The organism is Fodinicola feengrottensis (assembly GCF_039530045.1).
Taxonomy (GTDB): Bacteria; Actinomycetota; Actinomycetes; order Mycobacteriales; family HKI-0501; genus Fodinicola; species Fodinicola feengrottensis.
On sequence record NZ_BAAANY010000010.1, the window covers coordinates 126,880 to 140,725 of the forward strand.

The 13,846-nt window shown below is 69.4% G+C and carries 16 protein-coding genes; 3 read left to right on the top strand and 13 right to left on the bottom strand.

Annotated features, from left to right (window positions below; genetic code table 11):
- Positions 1-11: 11 nt before the first annotated feature.
- The gene (gene yaaA, locus ABD301_RS16865) at positions 12-755 is read left to right on the top strand and encodes a peroxide stress protein YaaA (RefSeq protein ID WP_344311234.1); all 744 of its coding nucleotides are present in this window, start codon (positions 12-14) and stop codon (positions 753-755) included.
- On the opposite strand, the gene ABD301_RS16870 is transcribed toward yaaA, so the two are convergent.
- The 3 genes from ABD301_RS16870 to ABD301_RS16880 form a co-directional block, all read right to left on the bottom strand.
- Positions 703-1,005, bottom strand: coding sequence for a hypothetical protein (locus ABD301_RS16870; RefSeq protein ID WP_344311235.1), 303 nt, complete (start codon positions 1,003-1,005; stop codon positions 703-705). The genes yaaA and ABD301_RS16870 overlap by 53 nt on opposite strands.
- Positions 998-1,948 carry an MFS transporter gene (locus ABD301_RS16875; RefSeq protein WP_344311236.1) on the bottom strand — a complete coding sequence of 317 codons (951 nt, stop codon included), beginning with the start codon at positions 1,946-1,948 and terminating at the stop codon, positions 998-1,000. The genes ABD301_RS16870 and ABD301_RS16875 overlap by 8 nt, the downstream gene beginning before the upstream one ends.
- 84 nt (positions 1,949-2,032) lie before the next feature.
- Positions 2,033-3,253 carry a cytochrome P450 gene (locus ABD301_RS16880; protein ID WP_279582067.1) on the bottom strand — a complete coding sequence of 407 codons (1,221 nt, stop codon included), beginning with the start codon at positions 3,251-3,253 and terminating at the stop codon, positions 2,033-2,035.
- 95 nt (positions 3,254-3,348) lie between these two features.
- Between ABD301_RS16880 and ABD301_RS16885 the strand changes: the two genes are divergently transcribed.
- A complete protein-coding gene (locus tag ABD301_RS16885) occupies positions 3,349-3,897 on the top strand; it encodes a TetR/AcrR family transcriptional regulator (RefSeq protein WP_344311237.1) in 549 nt (182 codons plus the stop codon).
- On the opposite strand, the gene ABD301_RS16890 is transcribed toward ABD301_RS16885, so the two are convergent.
- The 4 genes from ABD301_RS16890 to ABD301_RS16905 all read right to left on the bottom strand — a co-directional run bounded on the left by ABD301_RS16890 (position 3,894) and on the right by ABD301_RS16905 (position 5,832).
- The gene (locus ABD301_RS16890) at positions 3,894-4,748 is read right to left on the bottom strand and encodes a GNAT family N-acetyltransferase (protein WP_163571762.1); all 855 of its coding nucleotides are present in this window, start codon (positions 4,746-4,748) and stop codon (positions 3,894-3,896) included. The genes ABD301_RS16885 and ABD301_RS16890 overlap by 4 nt on opposite strands.
- Positions 4,745-5,140: a TIGR03618 family F420-dependent PPOX class oxidoreductase gene (locus ABD301_RS16895; RefSeq protein WP_163571763.1), complete on the bottom strand. Its 396-nt coding sequence runs from the start codon at positions 5,138-5,140 to the stop codon at positions 4,745-4,747. Before ABD301_RS16895 ends, ABD301_RS16890 begins: the two co-directional genes overlap by 4 nt.
- Before the next feature lie 60 nt (positions 5,141-5,200).
- Entirely contained in the window at positions 5,201-5,551 is a 351-nt protein-coding gene (locus ABD301_RS16900) for a hypothetical protein (RefSeq protein WP_344311238.1), read from the bottom strand.
- 110 nt (positions 5,552-5,661) lie between these two features.
- On the bottom strand, positions 5,662-5,832 hold the full coding sequence (locus ABD301_RS16905) for a hypothetical protein (protein ID WP_163571765.1): 171 nt from the start codon (positions 5,830-5,832) through the stop codon (positions 5,662-5,664).
- Between the two features lie 93 nt (positions 5,833-5,925).
- Here ABD301_RS16905 and ABD301_RS16910 point away from each other — a divergent pair, with 93 nt between their 5' ends.
- Positions 5,926-6,894 (top strand): helix-turn-helix transcriptional regulator, encoded by a 969-nt coding sequence (locus ABD301_RS16910; RefSeq protein ID WP_344311239.1) that lies wholly within the window; start codon positions 5,926-5,928, stop codon positions 6,892-6,894.
- On the opposite strand, the gene ABD301_RS16915 is transcribed toward ABD301_RS16910, so the two are convergent.
- The 6 genes from ABD301_RS16915 to ABD301_RS16940 all read right to left on the bottom strand — a co-directional run bounded on the left by ABD301_RS16915 (position 6,891) and on the right by ABD301_RS16940 (position 13,736).
- Positions 6,891-8,210, bottom strand: coding sequence for an MATE family efflux transporter (locus tag ABD301_RS16915; RefSeq protein ID WP_344311240.1), 1,320 nt, complete (start codon positions 8,208-8,210; stop codon positions 6,891-6,893). The genes ABD301_RS16910 and ABD301_RS16915 overlap by 4 nt on opposite strands.
- A gap of 228 nt (positions 8,211-8,438) precedes the next feature.
- A complete protein-coding gene (locus ABD301_RS16920) occupies positions 8,439-9,353 on the bottom strand; it encodes a tyrosine recombinase XerC (protein WP_163571808.1) in 915 nt (304 codons plus the stop codon).
- An 11-nt stretch (positions 9,354-9,364) separates the two neighbouring features.
- On the bottom strand, positions 9,365-10,543 hold the full coding sequence (locus ABD301_RS16925; RefSeq protein WP_344311327.1) for a winged helix DNA-binding domain-containing protein: 1,179 nt from the start codon (positions 10,541-10,543) through the stop codon (positions 9,365-9,367).
- A 97-nt stretch (positions 10,544-10,640) separates the two neighbouring features.
- Positions 10,641-11,852 carry a DNA-processing protein DprA gene (gene dprA / locus ABD301_RS16930; RefSeq protein ID WP_344311241.1) on the bottom strand — a complete coding sequence of 404 codons (1,212 nt, stop codon included), beginning with the start codon at positions 11,850-11,852 and terminating at the stop codon, positions 10,641-10,643.
- A gap of 7 nt (positions 11,853-11,859) precedes the next feature.
- A complete protein-coding gene (locus ABD301_RS16935; RefSeq protein ID WP_344311242.1) occupies positions 11,860-13,383 on the bottom strand; it encodes a YifB family Mg chelatase-like AAA ATPase in 1,524 nt (507 codons plus the stop codon).
- Positions 13,380-13,736, bottom strand: coding sequence for a YraN family protein (locus ABD301_RS16940; RefSeq protein ID WP_163571769.1), 357 nt, complete (start codon positions 13,734-13,736; stop codon positions 13,380-13,382). The genes ABD301_RS16935 and ABD301_RS16940 overlap by 4 nt, the downstream gene beginning before the upstream one ends.
- Positions 13,737-13,846 lie beyond the last annotated feature (110 nt).

Here is a 13,846-nt window from a genome sequence, read left to right on the forward strand (position 1 = left end):
CGCTCGTGTTCGTGCTGGTCCTGCTGCCTCCGTCGGAAACCAAGGCGCTCGGCGGCGAGGGTCCGCCGCTGGACTTGGACGCGCTGAGCTGGCCGGACCTGTCCCCGCCGCGCCGCAAGCTCGCGGATGCGGTGGTGGAGTTGGCCGCGGACGTGCCGGCGAGCCTGGTGGCGCTCGGTCTGTCCGTACGCCAGCAGGACGAGGTCTCCCGAAACGCGGAACTCTGGACCGCTCCCACCGTGCCGGCGTTGCGGCGCTACACCGGTGTCCTTTACGACGCGCTGGGTTTTGCCAGCTTTTCCCGGCGGGAGCGGGAAAAAGCGCATCGCCGACTGGTGGTGGCCTCCGCGCTGTTCGGGCTGGTCGGCGGCGCTGACCCGATCCCGGCCTACCGGCTGTCCGGCGCCAGCACGTTGCCGGCCGTCGGTGGCCTGCGTTCCTTCTGGCGCCCGACGCTGGAGCCGGTGCTGGCCGAGATCGACGATCTGGTCGTCGATCTGCGTTCTGGGACGTATGCGGCTCTGGCGCCGATCGCGGGCGCGGTGTCCGTGCGGGTGGTTACCGAGGATGCCACCGGCCGACGGCTGACGGTCAGTCACCACAACAAAATGTACAAGGGCCGGCTGGCCGCGGTGCTGGTCCGCCTGGGCCGCGAACCGTCCACTGTGGACGGACTGGCTCGAGCGGTCTCGCGGGCCGGGCTCACCGTCGAGGTGACAGCTGACCGGAGTCTTGAGCTGCTCGCGACCGACTGACCGACCGCAACTGACGCACCTGCGGCGAAAGCAACGCGCCGGCCGTACCCACCAACACCAGCGCGGCGCATCCGACGAGGGTCGGTTCGGCGCCCGCCGCGGCCGCGATCGGACCGGCGACCAGCAGACCGAGCGGGGCGAGCGCGAGTGAGCCGAATCCGTCGTACGCGCTGACCCGGGACAGCACTTCGCCGGGGATCTCACGCTGCAGTGTGGTCGCCCACAAAACGCTGAACACGTCGTTAGACACGCCGACCACCAGCATCGCCACCGCGCAGAGCCAAACCGGCGCGTGGCCGGCGATCAACAGCATCGGCAACGCCGCCGGGAAGGTCGCCAGCACCGCCACCAGCAACGGCCGACCGACCCGGATCCGGCTGGCCAGCACCGCACCGCCAATGGTGCCGGCCGCCTGCCCCCCCCCCGACGATGACCGCCCAGGCCTGCGCGCCACCAAGGCCGCGCACGGCGATCAGCGGCCCGAGAACACCAACGTTGGCGTTGACCGCGGCCACTACCAACGAATACTGCGCGACCACCACCCACAGCCATTGCCGCGAGAAGAACTCCCGGCCACCCTGACGCAGGTCAGCGAGCAGCGTCGACGCCTTCCGGACCCGGGCCGGCACTCGAATCGCACCGATAAGCGCGGCGCTGACAAGGAAAGAAGCAGCGTTCAAGGCGATCGCCCATCCCGCGCCAACGAGCGCGACCACCACTCCGGAAAGTACCAACCCGAGCATCAATGACAGGTTCTGTCCGATGCGCAGATAGGCGTTGGCGCGCTGCAAATCCTCGTCCGCGACGATTTCCGGCACCATCCCGCTCATCGCCGGAAAGAACAGCGCGGAAGCCAGCCCAGCGAAGAAAGCGAGCACGACCACCGGCATTATCGCTGTCGTACGGGCGAAAACCAGCGTCGCGAGCCCCGCCCAGGCGAGGCCTGCGAGTATTTCCGCACCCACCATCAACCGGGCTCTGGGCATCCGGTCGGCGATCACCCCGCCCAGCAGAATGAACACCAGCTGTGGGAGCGCCTGCGCGCAGAGCACCACCGAGAGCCGGGCCGGCGTCGCGCCGGGCAAACCAAGCACCCCAAACGCCAGCGCGACCCGCCCAAACCCATTACCCAGCACCGAAACTGTGTGCGCCCCCGCCAGCGCCGCGAACCTACCCCCAAGCGACCCCGTCACCCACCAACGATAACTCCCCCTGACTCCTCCCAGGGCAAGCACTCGTCCCGTACGATCCCTCGCTCAAACCAAAAGCTCGACCAATCACCACACGACAGGCAACCGATGAAGACCGAAAATAGCCGCATCGTATTTGAACGACAGTTCCTCCACCGGAACCCCGAGCGCCAGTCCCGGAACCCTGTCAAACAGCGTACGCAGAGCGATGTCCATCTCGGCTCGGGCGAGATTTTGGCCGAGGCACTGGTGTACGCCGTAGCCGAAGGCGAGGTGTCGGCGGCCGGGGCGGGTGATGTCGAAGTCGTCTGGGTTCGGGAACAGGCGGTCGTCACGGTTCACGGATCCACCGAGGACGAAAATGGGGTCGCCGGCTCGGATCAGCTGGCCACCGAGCTCGAGGTCCTCGATCGCCATCCGGTCGAAGGCGGCCCAGTCGACGATGGAATGGAACCGCAGCAGTTCCTCCACGGTGCCCGGCCAGTCGGCTGGATTGGCCCGCAGCGAAGCCAAACTCTCGGGTTTGTCGAGGAGTGTCAGGACGCCGAGGGACAGAATGTTCGCCGTTGTCTCGTGACCGGCGACCAGCAGCAGCAACGACATCCCCACCAGCCCATCGTGGCTCAGTTCGCCGCTGGAGAGCCGTTCGGCGACCAGCCGGCCGATCAGGTTGTCGCCGGGCTGCCGTTCGGCCCTGGTGACCAGCTGGTCCAGGTATTGCCAGATTTCGCCGACGGCCGCGGTCGCCTCGGCCGGATCGGCGTCGAGGCTGACGAGTTTGCGCGTACGGGACTGGAAATACTCGTGGTCTTCATAGGGCACACCGAGCAGCTGGCAGATCACCAGCGACGGTACCGCCAGCGTGAAGGCCTCCACCAGGTCAGCCGACCGGCCGCTGGCCAGCAGCTGGTCGATCAGCTCGTCGACGGTCCGCTGGATGCCCGGCCGCATCGCGTTCAGCCGCGGTACGGAGAACTCGGAGATCAGCATCCGCCGATAAATGTCGTGCTCAGGCGGGTCCATGTCGATGAAGAAGCCGTCGCGCGGCGCGGCCCGATCCTGCTCGCCCGGCTGAATCTGCGGCCAGTCCGGCCGGCTGCTGTCGGTGCTGATCCGCCGATCGGTCAGCACCTGTCGCGCCTCCTCGTGCCGCGTCACCACCCAGCCGGTCACGCCACTGGGGAACCGTACGCGGGCCACTGGACCGGCGGCCCGCAGTCCCGCGTACTCCGGTGGCGGAGCGTACGGGCACTGCCGGCGCATCGGAAACGTCTGCATGGCTTCCACGCCATCGTGTGTCGTCGTCATAGTGTTGCCTCCGAGGAGAGGATCAGCATTGCTTACTTACACGAAAGTAAGGAATGCTGAGGCGTACGTCAAGGGCAGGAGTCGACAACACAGCGATGAGCGGGCGGCGAACCGACACCCGGCAGCGGATCCAGCAGGTGGCACTGGAGCTGTTCTCCGAGCGCGGCTATGACAAGACCTCGTTGCGCGAGGTCGCGGACCGGCTGGAAATCACCCGGCCGGCGCTTTACTACCATTTCAAAGCCAAGGAGGACATCCTCGGCAGTGTCATCGAGGATCTCACCGCCTCGATGGACGAGCTGACTGCCTGGGCCAAGGATCAGCCGCGTACGACCGAGGGCCGCGAGGCCGTGCTGCTGCGACTCGCCGCGCTGCTCACCCACCAATGGCGACCGCTGCTGCGGTTCGCGCAGGTCAACCAGGGCGCGATGGATGGCGTGCCGGCCGGCACGCAGATGCAGGCGCGGATGCTGGGGATGATGTCCTTGCTGGCCGACCCGGACGGACCGCCAACCGAGCAGTTCCAGGCCTGGCTCGCGGTCATCTCGCTGCTGATCGGCACCATGCCCTTCATCGTGCCGTCCCTCGGCGACCAGGAGCGCACCGACATTTCCCTCGCGGTGGCGAAAAAACTGCTCGGTTAGCCCTGCGCTTGGTTCATCGGGGCGAAGATCCGACGCTGGTCACCGGGCATCGTACGTCCATTGTGGACCATGAAGGCGCACTGGTTGATGACCTTGAGCCCGCCGTCGGTCAGCCAGGTCGGCACCTCCGGGTGGTAGTCGTGCACGTCGATCCGTACGCGGCCCGTCCACTCCCCGATCAGGTCGGCGATCAGGCCTTGCGCGGCAACGACATCCCGCGCCACCACCGGCCCGATGATGCGATGGTCCACATTGGACCAGGCGGTGCCGTACGCAATAAGCTCGCCGCGCTCTTCGACGATCCGAAAATGCGCCGCCGATTCCGCCAGCCAGCGCAACAGAACGGACCGGTCCGCGCCGAAACTCTTCCGGTCCGACTCAAGAATTGCGGGAACGTCGTTTTCGTTCACCGGCCTGGACAATCCGGTCGGGCCAGTTTGCTGGAAATTCCCCATGAAAGTGGAAACCGTCGACGCGGCGACGAATCCGAGCCTCTCATAGAGCGGCCGGCCATGCGAGGTCGCGTAAAGAGCGACCACCCCGTCGCCGGCTTGGACCAATGCGTGTTCCAGCAACCGGCGCCCGAGCCCACGTCGTTCATGGCGGGCGGCCGTCAGCACCTCGCCAATCAGCACGATTTCGGTGCCGTACGGCGTGATCGCGGTTGTCGCCACCAGTTCGCCGGACGGGTCCCGAATGCCGAAAACCGTGCCTACCCGGAACGCGATTCGCCATTTCGGTTCCATTCCCGGCCAGCCACGGTCTTCGGACAGGGCCAGGCAGGCGGGCAGGTCGTCCAGCGTCAGCCGGCGGATCGGGACGATCGCGCCGACGGGCCAGTCGTCCCTCACGCGGCGTAGCCCGTCACCTTCGTCGGCGTTACCCGCACCACCACCCGGACGAAACCCGCCGGATCCGGGTCTTTTGGCTTGCCGTCGTACTTCCAGGACAGCTCGTCGTCGAGCTTCAACGCGTCTTCGGTGGTCATCGTCGCGGTGCCCCGAATTTCGGCGTAGTTCAAAGGATCCGCGAGGTCGAAGACGGTGATGCTGACTCGCGGGTCCCGCCGCAGGTTGCGCTCTTTCCGGCGCCCGGCGACCGTACAGAAGAGCAGGTCGTCACCGTCCCGGCCGATCCACATCACGGACGACTGCGGGCCACCGTCCGGGTTCACCGTCGACAGGACCGGATAGTTCTTGCCGTCGACGAGCGCGCGAACGGTGTCATTCAAAGAAACTCCCATGCCCCGGAGGGTACGTGCCGGCCGCGCCGCACGCCGCCCGTTATCGCCGTGGCCTCGCCGTCAGCTGGTACGGGTGAGTTCGACCGTCCAGTTGGTTTCCCAGGTCTCGCCGTGGTCGGCGGAGAACGCCTGCTCCCAGTGGGCCGAGGTGGCGGTGATCTCGGACCAGGTGAAGCGGACCTGGATCGACCGGTCCTGGTAGGTGTCGTCGCCGTGGAAAAGGCCGACGCCATCGGAAAATCCGCCCACTACCGGCGGCTCCAACTGGCCGCGGTGATTGTTCACCCAGTAGATCGACCACTGCGAGGTGGCCAGGTCGAACACTCGGAACGTGAGGCCGGCGAAACCGCGCGCGGAGCAGTCCATCTCGTCGACGTTGACGATCCCGCCTAGTACTACAGGGCTACTCATGCGAATGAGAGTCGAGATCCAAGCGTCGTCTGGCGGTGCGGCGGGGCCGCCCTGCGTGGCAGCGCCACGTGGGCGGTTCCGCCGTGCCGTCAGACGGCGCTTGGGCTCGGCTATCGCCGCTTGAGTAGCCCTGTAGTACTTAGTAGCGTCTGCCCCTTCAGCCGGCCGGCGAACTCGTCCCACTCACTGGCACCGGCGAGGATCTTGGTCCGCCGCCGGTTGACCAGATCCCACTCGCCGGCGATGAAGTCGAAGTCTTCTTTCGCGCCCTTGGCGGTCATCGAGAACACCCTTTCGTTGTTGTCCCGTACGAGCACCGATCTTGGAAGCAGTCCTTGCCATCTACTGTCAGTGGTTCGCGATAGCTTCGGACCATGCGCGCCAGCCGGTTGCTGTCCCTGCTTCTGCTCCTGCAGAACCGCGGGCAGCTGACCGCGCGGCAACTCGCCGACGAGTTGGAGGTGTCCATCCGGACGATCTACCGGGATGTCGAGGCGCTGTCCGCGTCCGGGGTGCCGGTCTACGGCGAGGGCGGGCCGAGCGGCGGCTATCAGCTGGTGGCCGGCTACCGGACCCGGCTCACCGGACTGACCGGTGGCGAGGCCGAGTCGCTTTTCCTGTCCGCGGTGCCGGCGGCCGCCGCCGAGCTGGGCCTGGGCACCATGCTCGCGGCCGCCGAGCTGAAGCTGCTGGCCGCGCTGCCGGCGGCGTTGCGCGACCGGGCTGGCCACGTCCGGCAGCGATTCCATCTGGACGTGCCGGGCTGGTTCCGGGAGGCCGACCCCACCCCGCACCTGGCCGCCGTCGCCGACGCGGTGTGGAACCAGCGGCGGATCCGGGTGGACTACCAGCGGTGGGCCGGCCCGACCACCCGCACGCTGGAGCCGCTCGGCGTGGTGCTGAAGGCCGGGCTTTGGTATGTGGTGGCGCGCTCGGCTGGCCAGCTCCGCACGTACAAGGTGGCCCAGATCGTCGCGTTGGAGCCGCTCGACGAGCCCTTCGACCGGCCGCCGGACTTCGATCTTCCCACGTTCTGGGCAGCGTGGGCGCGGCGGTACGAGAAGAGCGTGCATGTCGCGACCGCTGTCGTCAGGCTGGCGCCGGCAGCGGTCGAGCGGTTGCCGGGCGTCCTCGGCCGCGCCGTCGCCGACGCGGTGCAGCGTACGAGCATCGGCCCGGATGAGGTGGGCTGGGTGACCGCCACGATCCCTGTGGAGAAGACCGAAGTCGCACACCGCGACCTGCTGAAACTCGGCGCCGACGTGGAAGTGTTGGAGCCACCGGAGTTACGCGCGCTGATGACCGAGACGGCCAGTCGATTCGCCGCCGCGTATCTCGCTTAGCTCTTGGCCAGGTCGGCGCCGACCACGGCCCAGCGGCCGGAGCGTTGCCGGATGAGCAGCGTGACCAGCCGGATCACCATCATCAGGCTGAGTCCCGTCCAAATGCCGACCAGTCCCCATCGCAAGATCAGCGACAACACGATCATCGGGAGATAGCCGAGGAAAGCCGCAAGGATCGTCGCGGTCCGTAGGAAGGCCGCGTCGCCGGCACCGAGGAAGACTCCGTCAAGGGCGAAGACCACGCCGGCGATGGGCTGCAGGAGAACGAAAATCCACCACGCGAGCGGGATTTGCGCGAGCACCCCCGGGTCGGCGGTGAACGCACGCGGGAGAATGCCGGCGAGCGCGGCGAACACGACCCCGAGTCCGGTGCCGAGCACCAGGCCGTAGCCAGTGATCCGCCGGGCGACCGATCGCGCCTGGTCGGCGGACCCGGCGCCCAGGGCCGCACCGACCAGCGCCTGCGCGGCGATCGCGAGCGAGTCAAGCACCATGGCGAGGAAGCTCCACAGCTGCAACACCACCTGATGCGCGCCGGCGGCCTCGGCCGACGTACGGGCCGCCACCGAGGTGGCGGCGACCCCGGTGACCTGGAAGGCGAGGGAGCGTACGACCAGGTCGCGGCCCAGTTTGAGCTGCGCGAGGATCGTTCGCGGCTGTGGCCGCAACGGCACGTGCTCGGCCCGCAGGGCGCGCAGGAACAGGGCCGCACCAACGAGTTGGCAGGCGACGTTGGCGACCGCCGAGCCAGGCAGCCCCCAGCCGACCACGTAGACCAGGACCGGGCAAAGGATCGCCGAGGCCACGTTCGCGGCCAACACATAGCGCAGCGGCTTCACGGCATCCTGGACGCCTCGCATCCATCCGTTGCCGGCCATGGTGACCAGCACAAACGGCGCCCCCAGCAGGGCGATCCGGAGCCATGAGACGGCGGCCGCCGCGATCGGTCCGTCGCCGGCGAGCAGCCTGGCCACCGGCCCCGCGAGCAGCTCACCTATCACCAGCAACACAGCGCCGAGCGCGAGCCCCAACCAGGTCGCCTGCACGCCTTCGGCCACCGCGTCCGCACGCCGTCCGGCTCCGTGCAGCCGGGCCGTGCGGGCGGTCGTGCCGTACGAGAGGAAGGTCAACTGGCTCGACACCAGCGTGAACAGCACCCCGCCCAGGGCCAGCCCGGCCAGCGGCGTCGCGCCGAGATGCCCCACGACCGCGGTGTCCACCAGCACATAAAGCGGCTCGGCCGCGAGCACCCCGAGCGCGGGCACCGCCATCGCGAGGACCCGCCGCGGACCGGTGTCAACCTCAAGCGCGACCATCGACTCTCCAGGTTAAGTAAGGGGTAGAGTCACCCTCTACCCCTGACGCTAACACGCGCCAGCACACCGCCATAGCCCTCTTCTTCAGCCCGCACAGCCCAGCTGCCGCCGATTCAGGCGACACCTCAAACACCCAAAGACACCCCCGTCGCCAAAAATGTCAGCCCCACCCCAGATTCTGGATTTTTCGGGGGCGGCATCTTCTGCGTACACCGTACGCAAGCAGCTTCAGGCGCGCGGATGGGCCTGCTGGTACGCGGCGCGGAGGCGTTCGGCGGACACATGCGTGTAGATCTGCGTGGTGGCCAGCGAAGCGTGGCCGAGCAACTCCTGCACTGTGCGCAGGTCAGCGCCGCCTTCGAGCAGGTGGGTGGCGGCCGAGTGGCGCAGGCCGTGCGGACCGATGTCGGGCGAGCCGTCGACGCTGCGAGCGGCGGCGTGCACGATCCGGCGGACCGTGCCGGGGCTGATTCGCTGGCCGCGAACCCCGAGGAAGAGAGCCGCCCCGCTGTCTGAAACGCGCAGGGCCGGGCGACCGATGGACAGATACGCCTGGAGCGTGCGCTCGGCGGGAATGCCGTAGGGAACCGTACGCTCGCGCCCGCCTTTACCGAAGACACGCACGAGCCGTCGTCCGTCGTCGACCGCGGACAGGTCGAGGCCGCAGAGTTCGCCGACGCGGATCCCGGTGCCGTAGAGCAGCTCCAGGATCGCGCGGTCGCGGGCCCCGACCGGTTCGTCAGGCGCGGCCGGCGACTCGACGACGCCAGCGGCTTGCTCGCGGCGCAACACCGCTGGCAGGTCGCGATGCGGCCGCGGGCTGGCCAGCAGCGCGCCCACGTCGGTGGGCAGTAGGCCGGTGCGGTGTGCCCAGGCGGTGAAAACCCGCGCTGCCGCCGCGCGTCGGCCGAGCGAGGTGGAAGCCGCTCCCCCGCTGCGTAGCCTGGCCAGCCAGCTGCGCAACGCGGCCAGCTCCAGCTCGGCGGGGCTGGTCAGGCCCAGCCGGACGGCATGGTCGAGCAGCGACACGATGTCGGTGACATACGCTCGTACGGTGTGCTCCGACCGCCCGCGTTCAGCGGCCAGGTGTCGCTCGAAGCGGTCCACCGCCTCGCGATGCGCGACCGGCAGCTCGGCACGCATCGCCTTGGTGCTCACGCCGACAGCTCTTTTTCCAGCGGCGTACGGAAACTGGGGGTGACCCGGCGATCGCCCAGGACCGTCGTCAACCGCTCCACCTCGACTTGGACGCGAGTGGTCGCGTCGGCATCCACGTCCTCCAGCAACCGGTAGACGATCTCCCCGGAGGCTCGCTGCGCCCATCCACCGACGATCCGGCCGTCCAACCAGACCGTCGGGCCGATGTTGCCGTTGCGGTCGAACAGCGCGGCCGCGTGCTCACCGAGGAACCAGCCGCGGTCCTGCCAGCCCATCGGGGTCGGGTCCAAACCGGGCAGCAAAGCCGCCCACGGCCTGACGGCCGGAGCCGGCTTCAGGTCATCGGCGAGGGCGATTCCCGGGGTGCCATCAAGATCCACCTCGGACACGTTGAGCTGCGACAATGCCTTCTTCGTCTGACCAAGACTCCAGCCCGTCCACCATTTCAGGTCGGACAGCGGCGCCGGCCCGAAGGCGCTCAACCAGCGCCGCGCCAGCTCTGCCGCGCCCTCTTCCGCCGATGACTGAGCAGGTTCGGCGGGCAGCCAGTCCTGCGCCACTGACCACTGGTAGAGCCGCGACATCCACGAGCCGCGCGGCCGGCCGCGAACGATCCTTCCGTGCGCGGCGAGCACGATCAGGACCCGGCCGGTGATGTTCTGGGTCGACTCGTACGGCTTGCCGGCGGCCATCACGATCGGCGTCCGCAGCAGCGGCACCTCGGCGGAAATTTCGGCCGCGGTCGATGGACCGCGAGTCCGCAAGGCCTCGAACGCGGCTTCCTCCAGCTCCGCAAGCCAACTCTTCACATCTCCCTCGTGACCAGCGGTTTCGAGCATCTTGACGAGCAGCTTGCGCTGCTGCGCGCCGACCGCGCTGGCGGCCGCCTCCTGGACGGCCGGCATCAGGTCCAGCGGCACCACGAACAGGGTCCGGCGCATGCCGAGCATTCGTACGACGGTGCGCTCCTCATAAAGCGTCCGCTCGATCTCGGCTGGGTCGGGCTGGCGGAGCCGGGCGATCGCGGCCAAGTAGACCGAAGCCGGGTCGCTGGCGTGGAGGCAGACCACGCTGGAGGCGGCCTCCAGGGTGCTGTCGACCCGAGCCGATGCCGCCAGCCGATGCCGCGAGGCCAGCCTCGCCCGCCGCTGCTCGACCCCGATCCGTACGACCATGCGCACCTCCGATCCCCAGCCTAGAGCCCTCCGCGAACTCGACGTTTTCGTTGTCTCCGCCGGCGTGTCGCGAGCAAAAACGTCGAGTTCGCGAGGGTCACCGGATCGAAGGGCGAGCAGAGGTGGGGGTGGTGCGGGCGCCGGCGGCGAGGCGATAGCGGTCGGCGTCACGGTGCAGGCGGGCCGCCTCGACCAGGCCGGCGAGGGCGGTGGTCACCTGGTCAGCGGGGAACGAGATGGCCTCGCAGAGAGTGCTGGCCGAGACCCAGTCCATGGCCGGCATTGCCTCCACCACGGCGGCGCTGACCTCGTCGAGGCGATCTCGCCAGCCATCGGGCGCCCGGGGCAGGTCGGCGAGGTCTGCGCCGATCCTGCCGACTTCCTCCAGCACCTCCTCGGCGCGAGTGACCAGGATCGCGAGGCCGGATCGAAGCAGCTGGTGACAGCCGACCGAGGTGCCGGAATTGACCGGGCCGGGCACCGCCATCACCACCCGGCCAAGCTCGGTGGCTCGCCGAGCGGTCGCCCGAGCACCGCTGCGAGCGCCGGCCTCGACCACCACGGTCCCCGCGGTCAACGCCGCGATCACCCGGTTGCGGACCAGGAACCGAGGTCGCCGCGGGGTGGTGCCAGGCGGCCACTCGGACACCAGCAGACCGCTGTGGGCGATCTGATCGAACAGGCCGGCGTGACCCGGTGGATACGGCACGTCCACGCCGCAGGCCAGCACCGCGACCGTCTGGCCGTCGGCGGCCAGCGCGCCGCGATGGGCCGAGCCGTCGATCCCGTACGCGCCGCCGGACACCACCGTCCAGTCGCGGATCGCCAACCCGTACGACAGCTCGGCGGTGACATGTGAGCCGTACCCGCTGGCTGCCCTGGACCCGACCACCGCCACCGACTGGCGGACGGTGTCTGCCAACCGCAGCGGGCCGCGCAGCCACAGCGCCACCGGTGGCGCCACCGAGCGCTCGATCGTGGAGACCGAGCTGCCGCTGGCGACCAGGGCCTGCCGGCGGGCGGCGAGGCGGGCCAGCCCGAACAGACTCGCTTCCGGCCACTCCGCGTCACCGGGGATGGCCAACCGTGCGCCCACCTTGGCGGCCTTCTCCAGCAGCCGGTCGGCGAGATCGAACGGATCCATCCGCTGGCTGTCCTCGCGCTGGCTAGCGATCCGCCGCACCAGGTCGGCCGCGCCGACCCGCTCGGCGGCAAGCCGCACCCGGTCGTCGCCCGGTTCGACCAGCGCGGTGAGCGCGGCCCGGCCTCGCCGCTCCTCGTCCAGGACGAGTGTTTCGGTGCTGGTCATGGCTGGCTCACGCGGCCTTTCCGGTCCGGAGTTCGACGGCCTGGTCGACGTCGTCGCCGGCCGGCATGGTGCGGCCGGCGAGATCGCAGACCGTCCAGGAGATGCGCAGCACCCGGTCATAGCCGCGGGCCGACAGGGCACCGTTCTCGAATGCCATGTCGAGCGTCCGCCGGACCGACCGCGGGAGTCTGAAGTTCTGCCGCAGCGACGGACCGGGCACGTCGGCGTTGGTGGCCCAGCCGTACGGCCGCCAACGGTCCGCCGCCGCCTCGCGGGCGAGCCGCACCCGTTCCCGGACCGCCGCCGAGCTCTCCAGTTGATCCGTTGGCCCCAGCAATGCCCCCGGACGGACCGGCAACAGCTTCACCTGCAGGTCGATCCGGTCCAGCAGCGGCCCGGAGATCTTGCGCAGGTAACGCCGGCGGGTAGCCGCCGGACAGGTGCAGAGAGCATCGCCTCTGGGACTGGCGCACGGGCACGGATTCGCCGCGACGACCAGCTGCACGCGGCTGGGATACGTCACGATGCCGGCGGCCCGGGAGATCTGCACCTGGCCACGCTCCAGCGGTTGCCGCAGCGACTCGAGCACGCCTCTCGGGAACTCGGGAGCTTCGTCGAGGAAGAGCACGCCTCGATGGGCCAGCGAGAGCGCACCGGGGCGAGCCAGCCCAGCGCCACCGCCGACCAGCGCCGGCATCGTGGTGGTGTGATGCGGGGCCTGGTATGGCGGGCGGCGGATCAGCGCGCAGTCGGGCGGCAGCACCCCGGCGATCGAGTGCACCGCGGTCACCTCCAGAGACTCGTGCTCGGACAGCGGCGGCAGCAGGCCCGGCATCCGTTCGGCGAGCATCGTCTTGCCAGACCCGGGCGGCCCCACCATCGCGAGGTGATGGCCACCGGCGGCGGCGATCTCCACCGCGGCCCGGCCGTCCGGCTGGCCGACCACGTCGGCCAGGTCCAGCCCACTGTCCTGGTCCGGGTCGACCTCCGGCGCCGGCTCGTCCGGGATCTCCAGCGTGCCGCGCAACATGGCCAGCAGGTCCGCGAGGTTGTCCACCCCGACGACCCGCAGGTCGGCGCTGACCAGCCGCGCCTCGGCGGCGTTGCCGGCCGGCACGACCACCCGGCCGATCCCGGCCCGGCTGGCCGCCAGCACCGCCGGCAGCACGCCCCGGACCGTACGAATCCGGCCGTCCAACGCCAGCTCGCCGACCAGCACGGTGTCCCGCAACGCCCCGGCGGGCAACACCCCGGCGGCCTGCAGGATGGCGACCGCCATCGCCACGTCGAAGCCACTGCCCTGTTTGCGCACCGAGGCCGGCGACAGGTTGACGGTGATCCTGCTGGTCGGCCAGCCCTCGCCGGAATTCGTCACGGCCGCCCGCAGCCGGTCCCGGGCCTGGCCGAGCGCGGTGTCCGGCAGGCCGGTGATCACCAGCTTGGGCAGGCCCTGGCTGAGGTCCGCCTCGACCTCCACCAGATAGCCCTCGATGCCCAACAACGCCACCGAACGGGCCCTCGCGACGCTCACAGCACCCCTCGCAGGTGCTCGACCTGGGTGCCCAAGGTGGTCGAGAGCAGCACTTCGACCACGTCGAAACGCAGGGTCGGAGCGTGCTTGCCGGAGTCGGCGAGCCACATCCCGGCGAGCTTGCGCAGCCGATTCGCCTTCTCCGGCGACACCGCCTCCGCCGGCCGGCCGAACCTGGTGCCGCGCCTGGTCTTCACCTCGCAGAAGACCAACGCATCGCCGTCCCTGGCGACCACGTCGATCTCGCCCGCCCGGCAGCGCCAGTTGCGGTCCTCGACCGCCATCCCAGACTCGCGCAGGTGCCTTACCGCGACCTCCTCCCCGAACCTGCCCACCGCGTTACTGATCCCCATGCCGACCACGTCGCACCCTCCCCGCGCCGAGCGACCAGCCGCCGGTGCGTACGCCGGAAATCCTGCCGGCGGGGACGGGTGGTGGGACGGGGACGAGGGAGATCTGTGGA

Coding starts and splice junctions, on each gene's coding strand:
- ABD301_RS16880 (WP_279582067.1), bottom strand. CDS start 3,253: ATGACGACGACACACGATGGCGTGGAAGCCATGCAGACGTTTCCGATG.
- ABD301_RS16885 (WP_344311237.1), top strand. CDS start 3,349: ATGAGCGGGCGGCGAACCGACACCCGGCAGCGGATCCAGCAGGTGGCA.
- ABD301_RS16895 (WP_163571763.1), bottom strand. CDS start 5,140: ATGGGAGTTTCTTTGAATGACACCGTTCGCGCGCTCGTCGACGGCAAG.
- ABD301_RS16900 (WP_344311238.1), bottom strand. CDS start 5,551: ATGAGTAGCCCTGTAGTACTAGGCGGGATCGTCAACGTCGACGAGATG.
- ABD301_RS16905 (WP_163571765.1), bottom strand. CDS start 5,832: ATGACCGCCAAGGGCGCGAAAGAAGACTTCGACTTCATCGCCGGCGAG.
- ABD301_RS16910 (WP_344311239.1), top strand. CDS start 5,926: ATGCGCGCCAGCCGGTTGCTGTCCCTGCTTCTGCTCCTGCAGAACCGC.
- ABD301_RS16915 (WP_344311240.1), bottom strand. CDS start 8,210: ATGGTCGCGCTTGAGGTTGACACCGGTCCGCGGCGGGTCCTCGCGATG.
- ABD301_RS16920 (WP_163571808.1), bottom strand. CDS start 9,353: ATGCGTGCCGAGCTGCCGGTCGCGCATCGCGAGGCGGTGGACCGCTTC.
- ABD301_RS16925 (WP_344311327.1), bottom strand. CDS start 10,543: ATGGTCGTACGGATCGGGGTCGAGCAGCGGCGGGCGAGGCTGGCCTCG.
- dprA (WP_344311241.1), bottom strand. CDS start 11,852: ATGACCAGCACCGAAACACTCGTCCTGGACGAGGAGCGGCGAGGCCGG.
- ABD301_RS16940 (WP_163571769.1), bottom strand. CDS start 13,736: ATGGGGATCAGTAACGCGGTGGGCAGGTTCGGGGAGGAGGTCGCGGTA.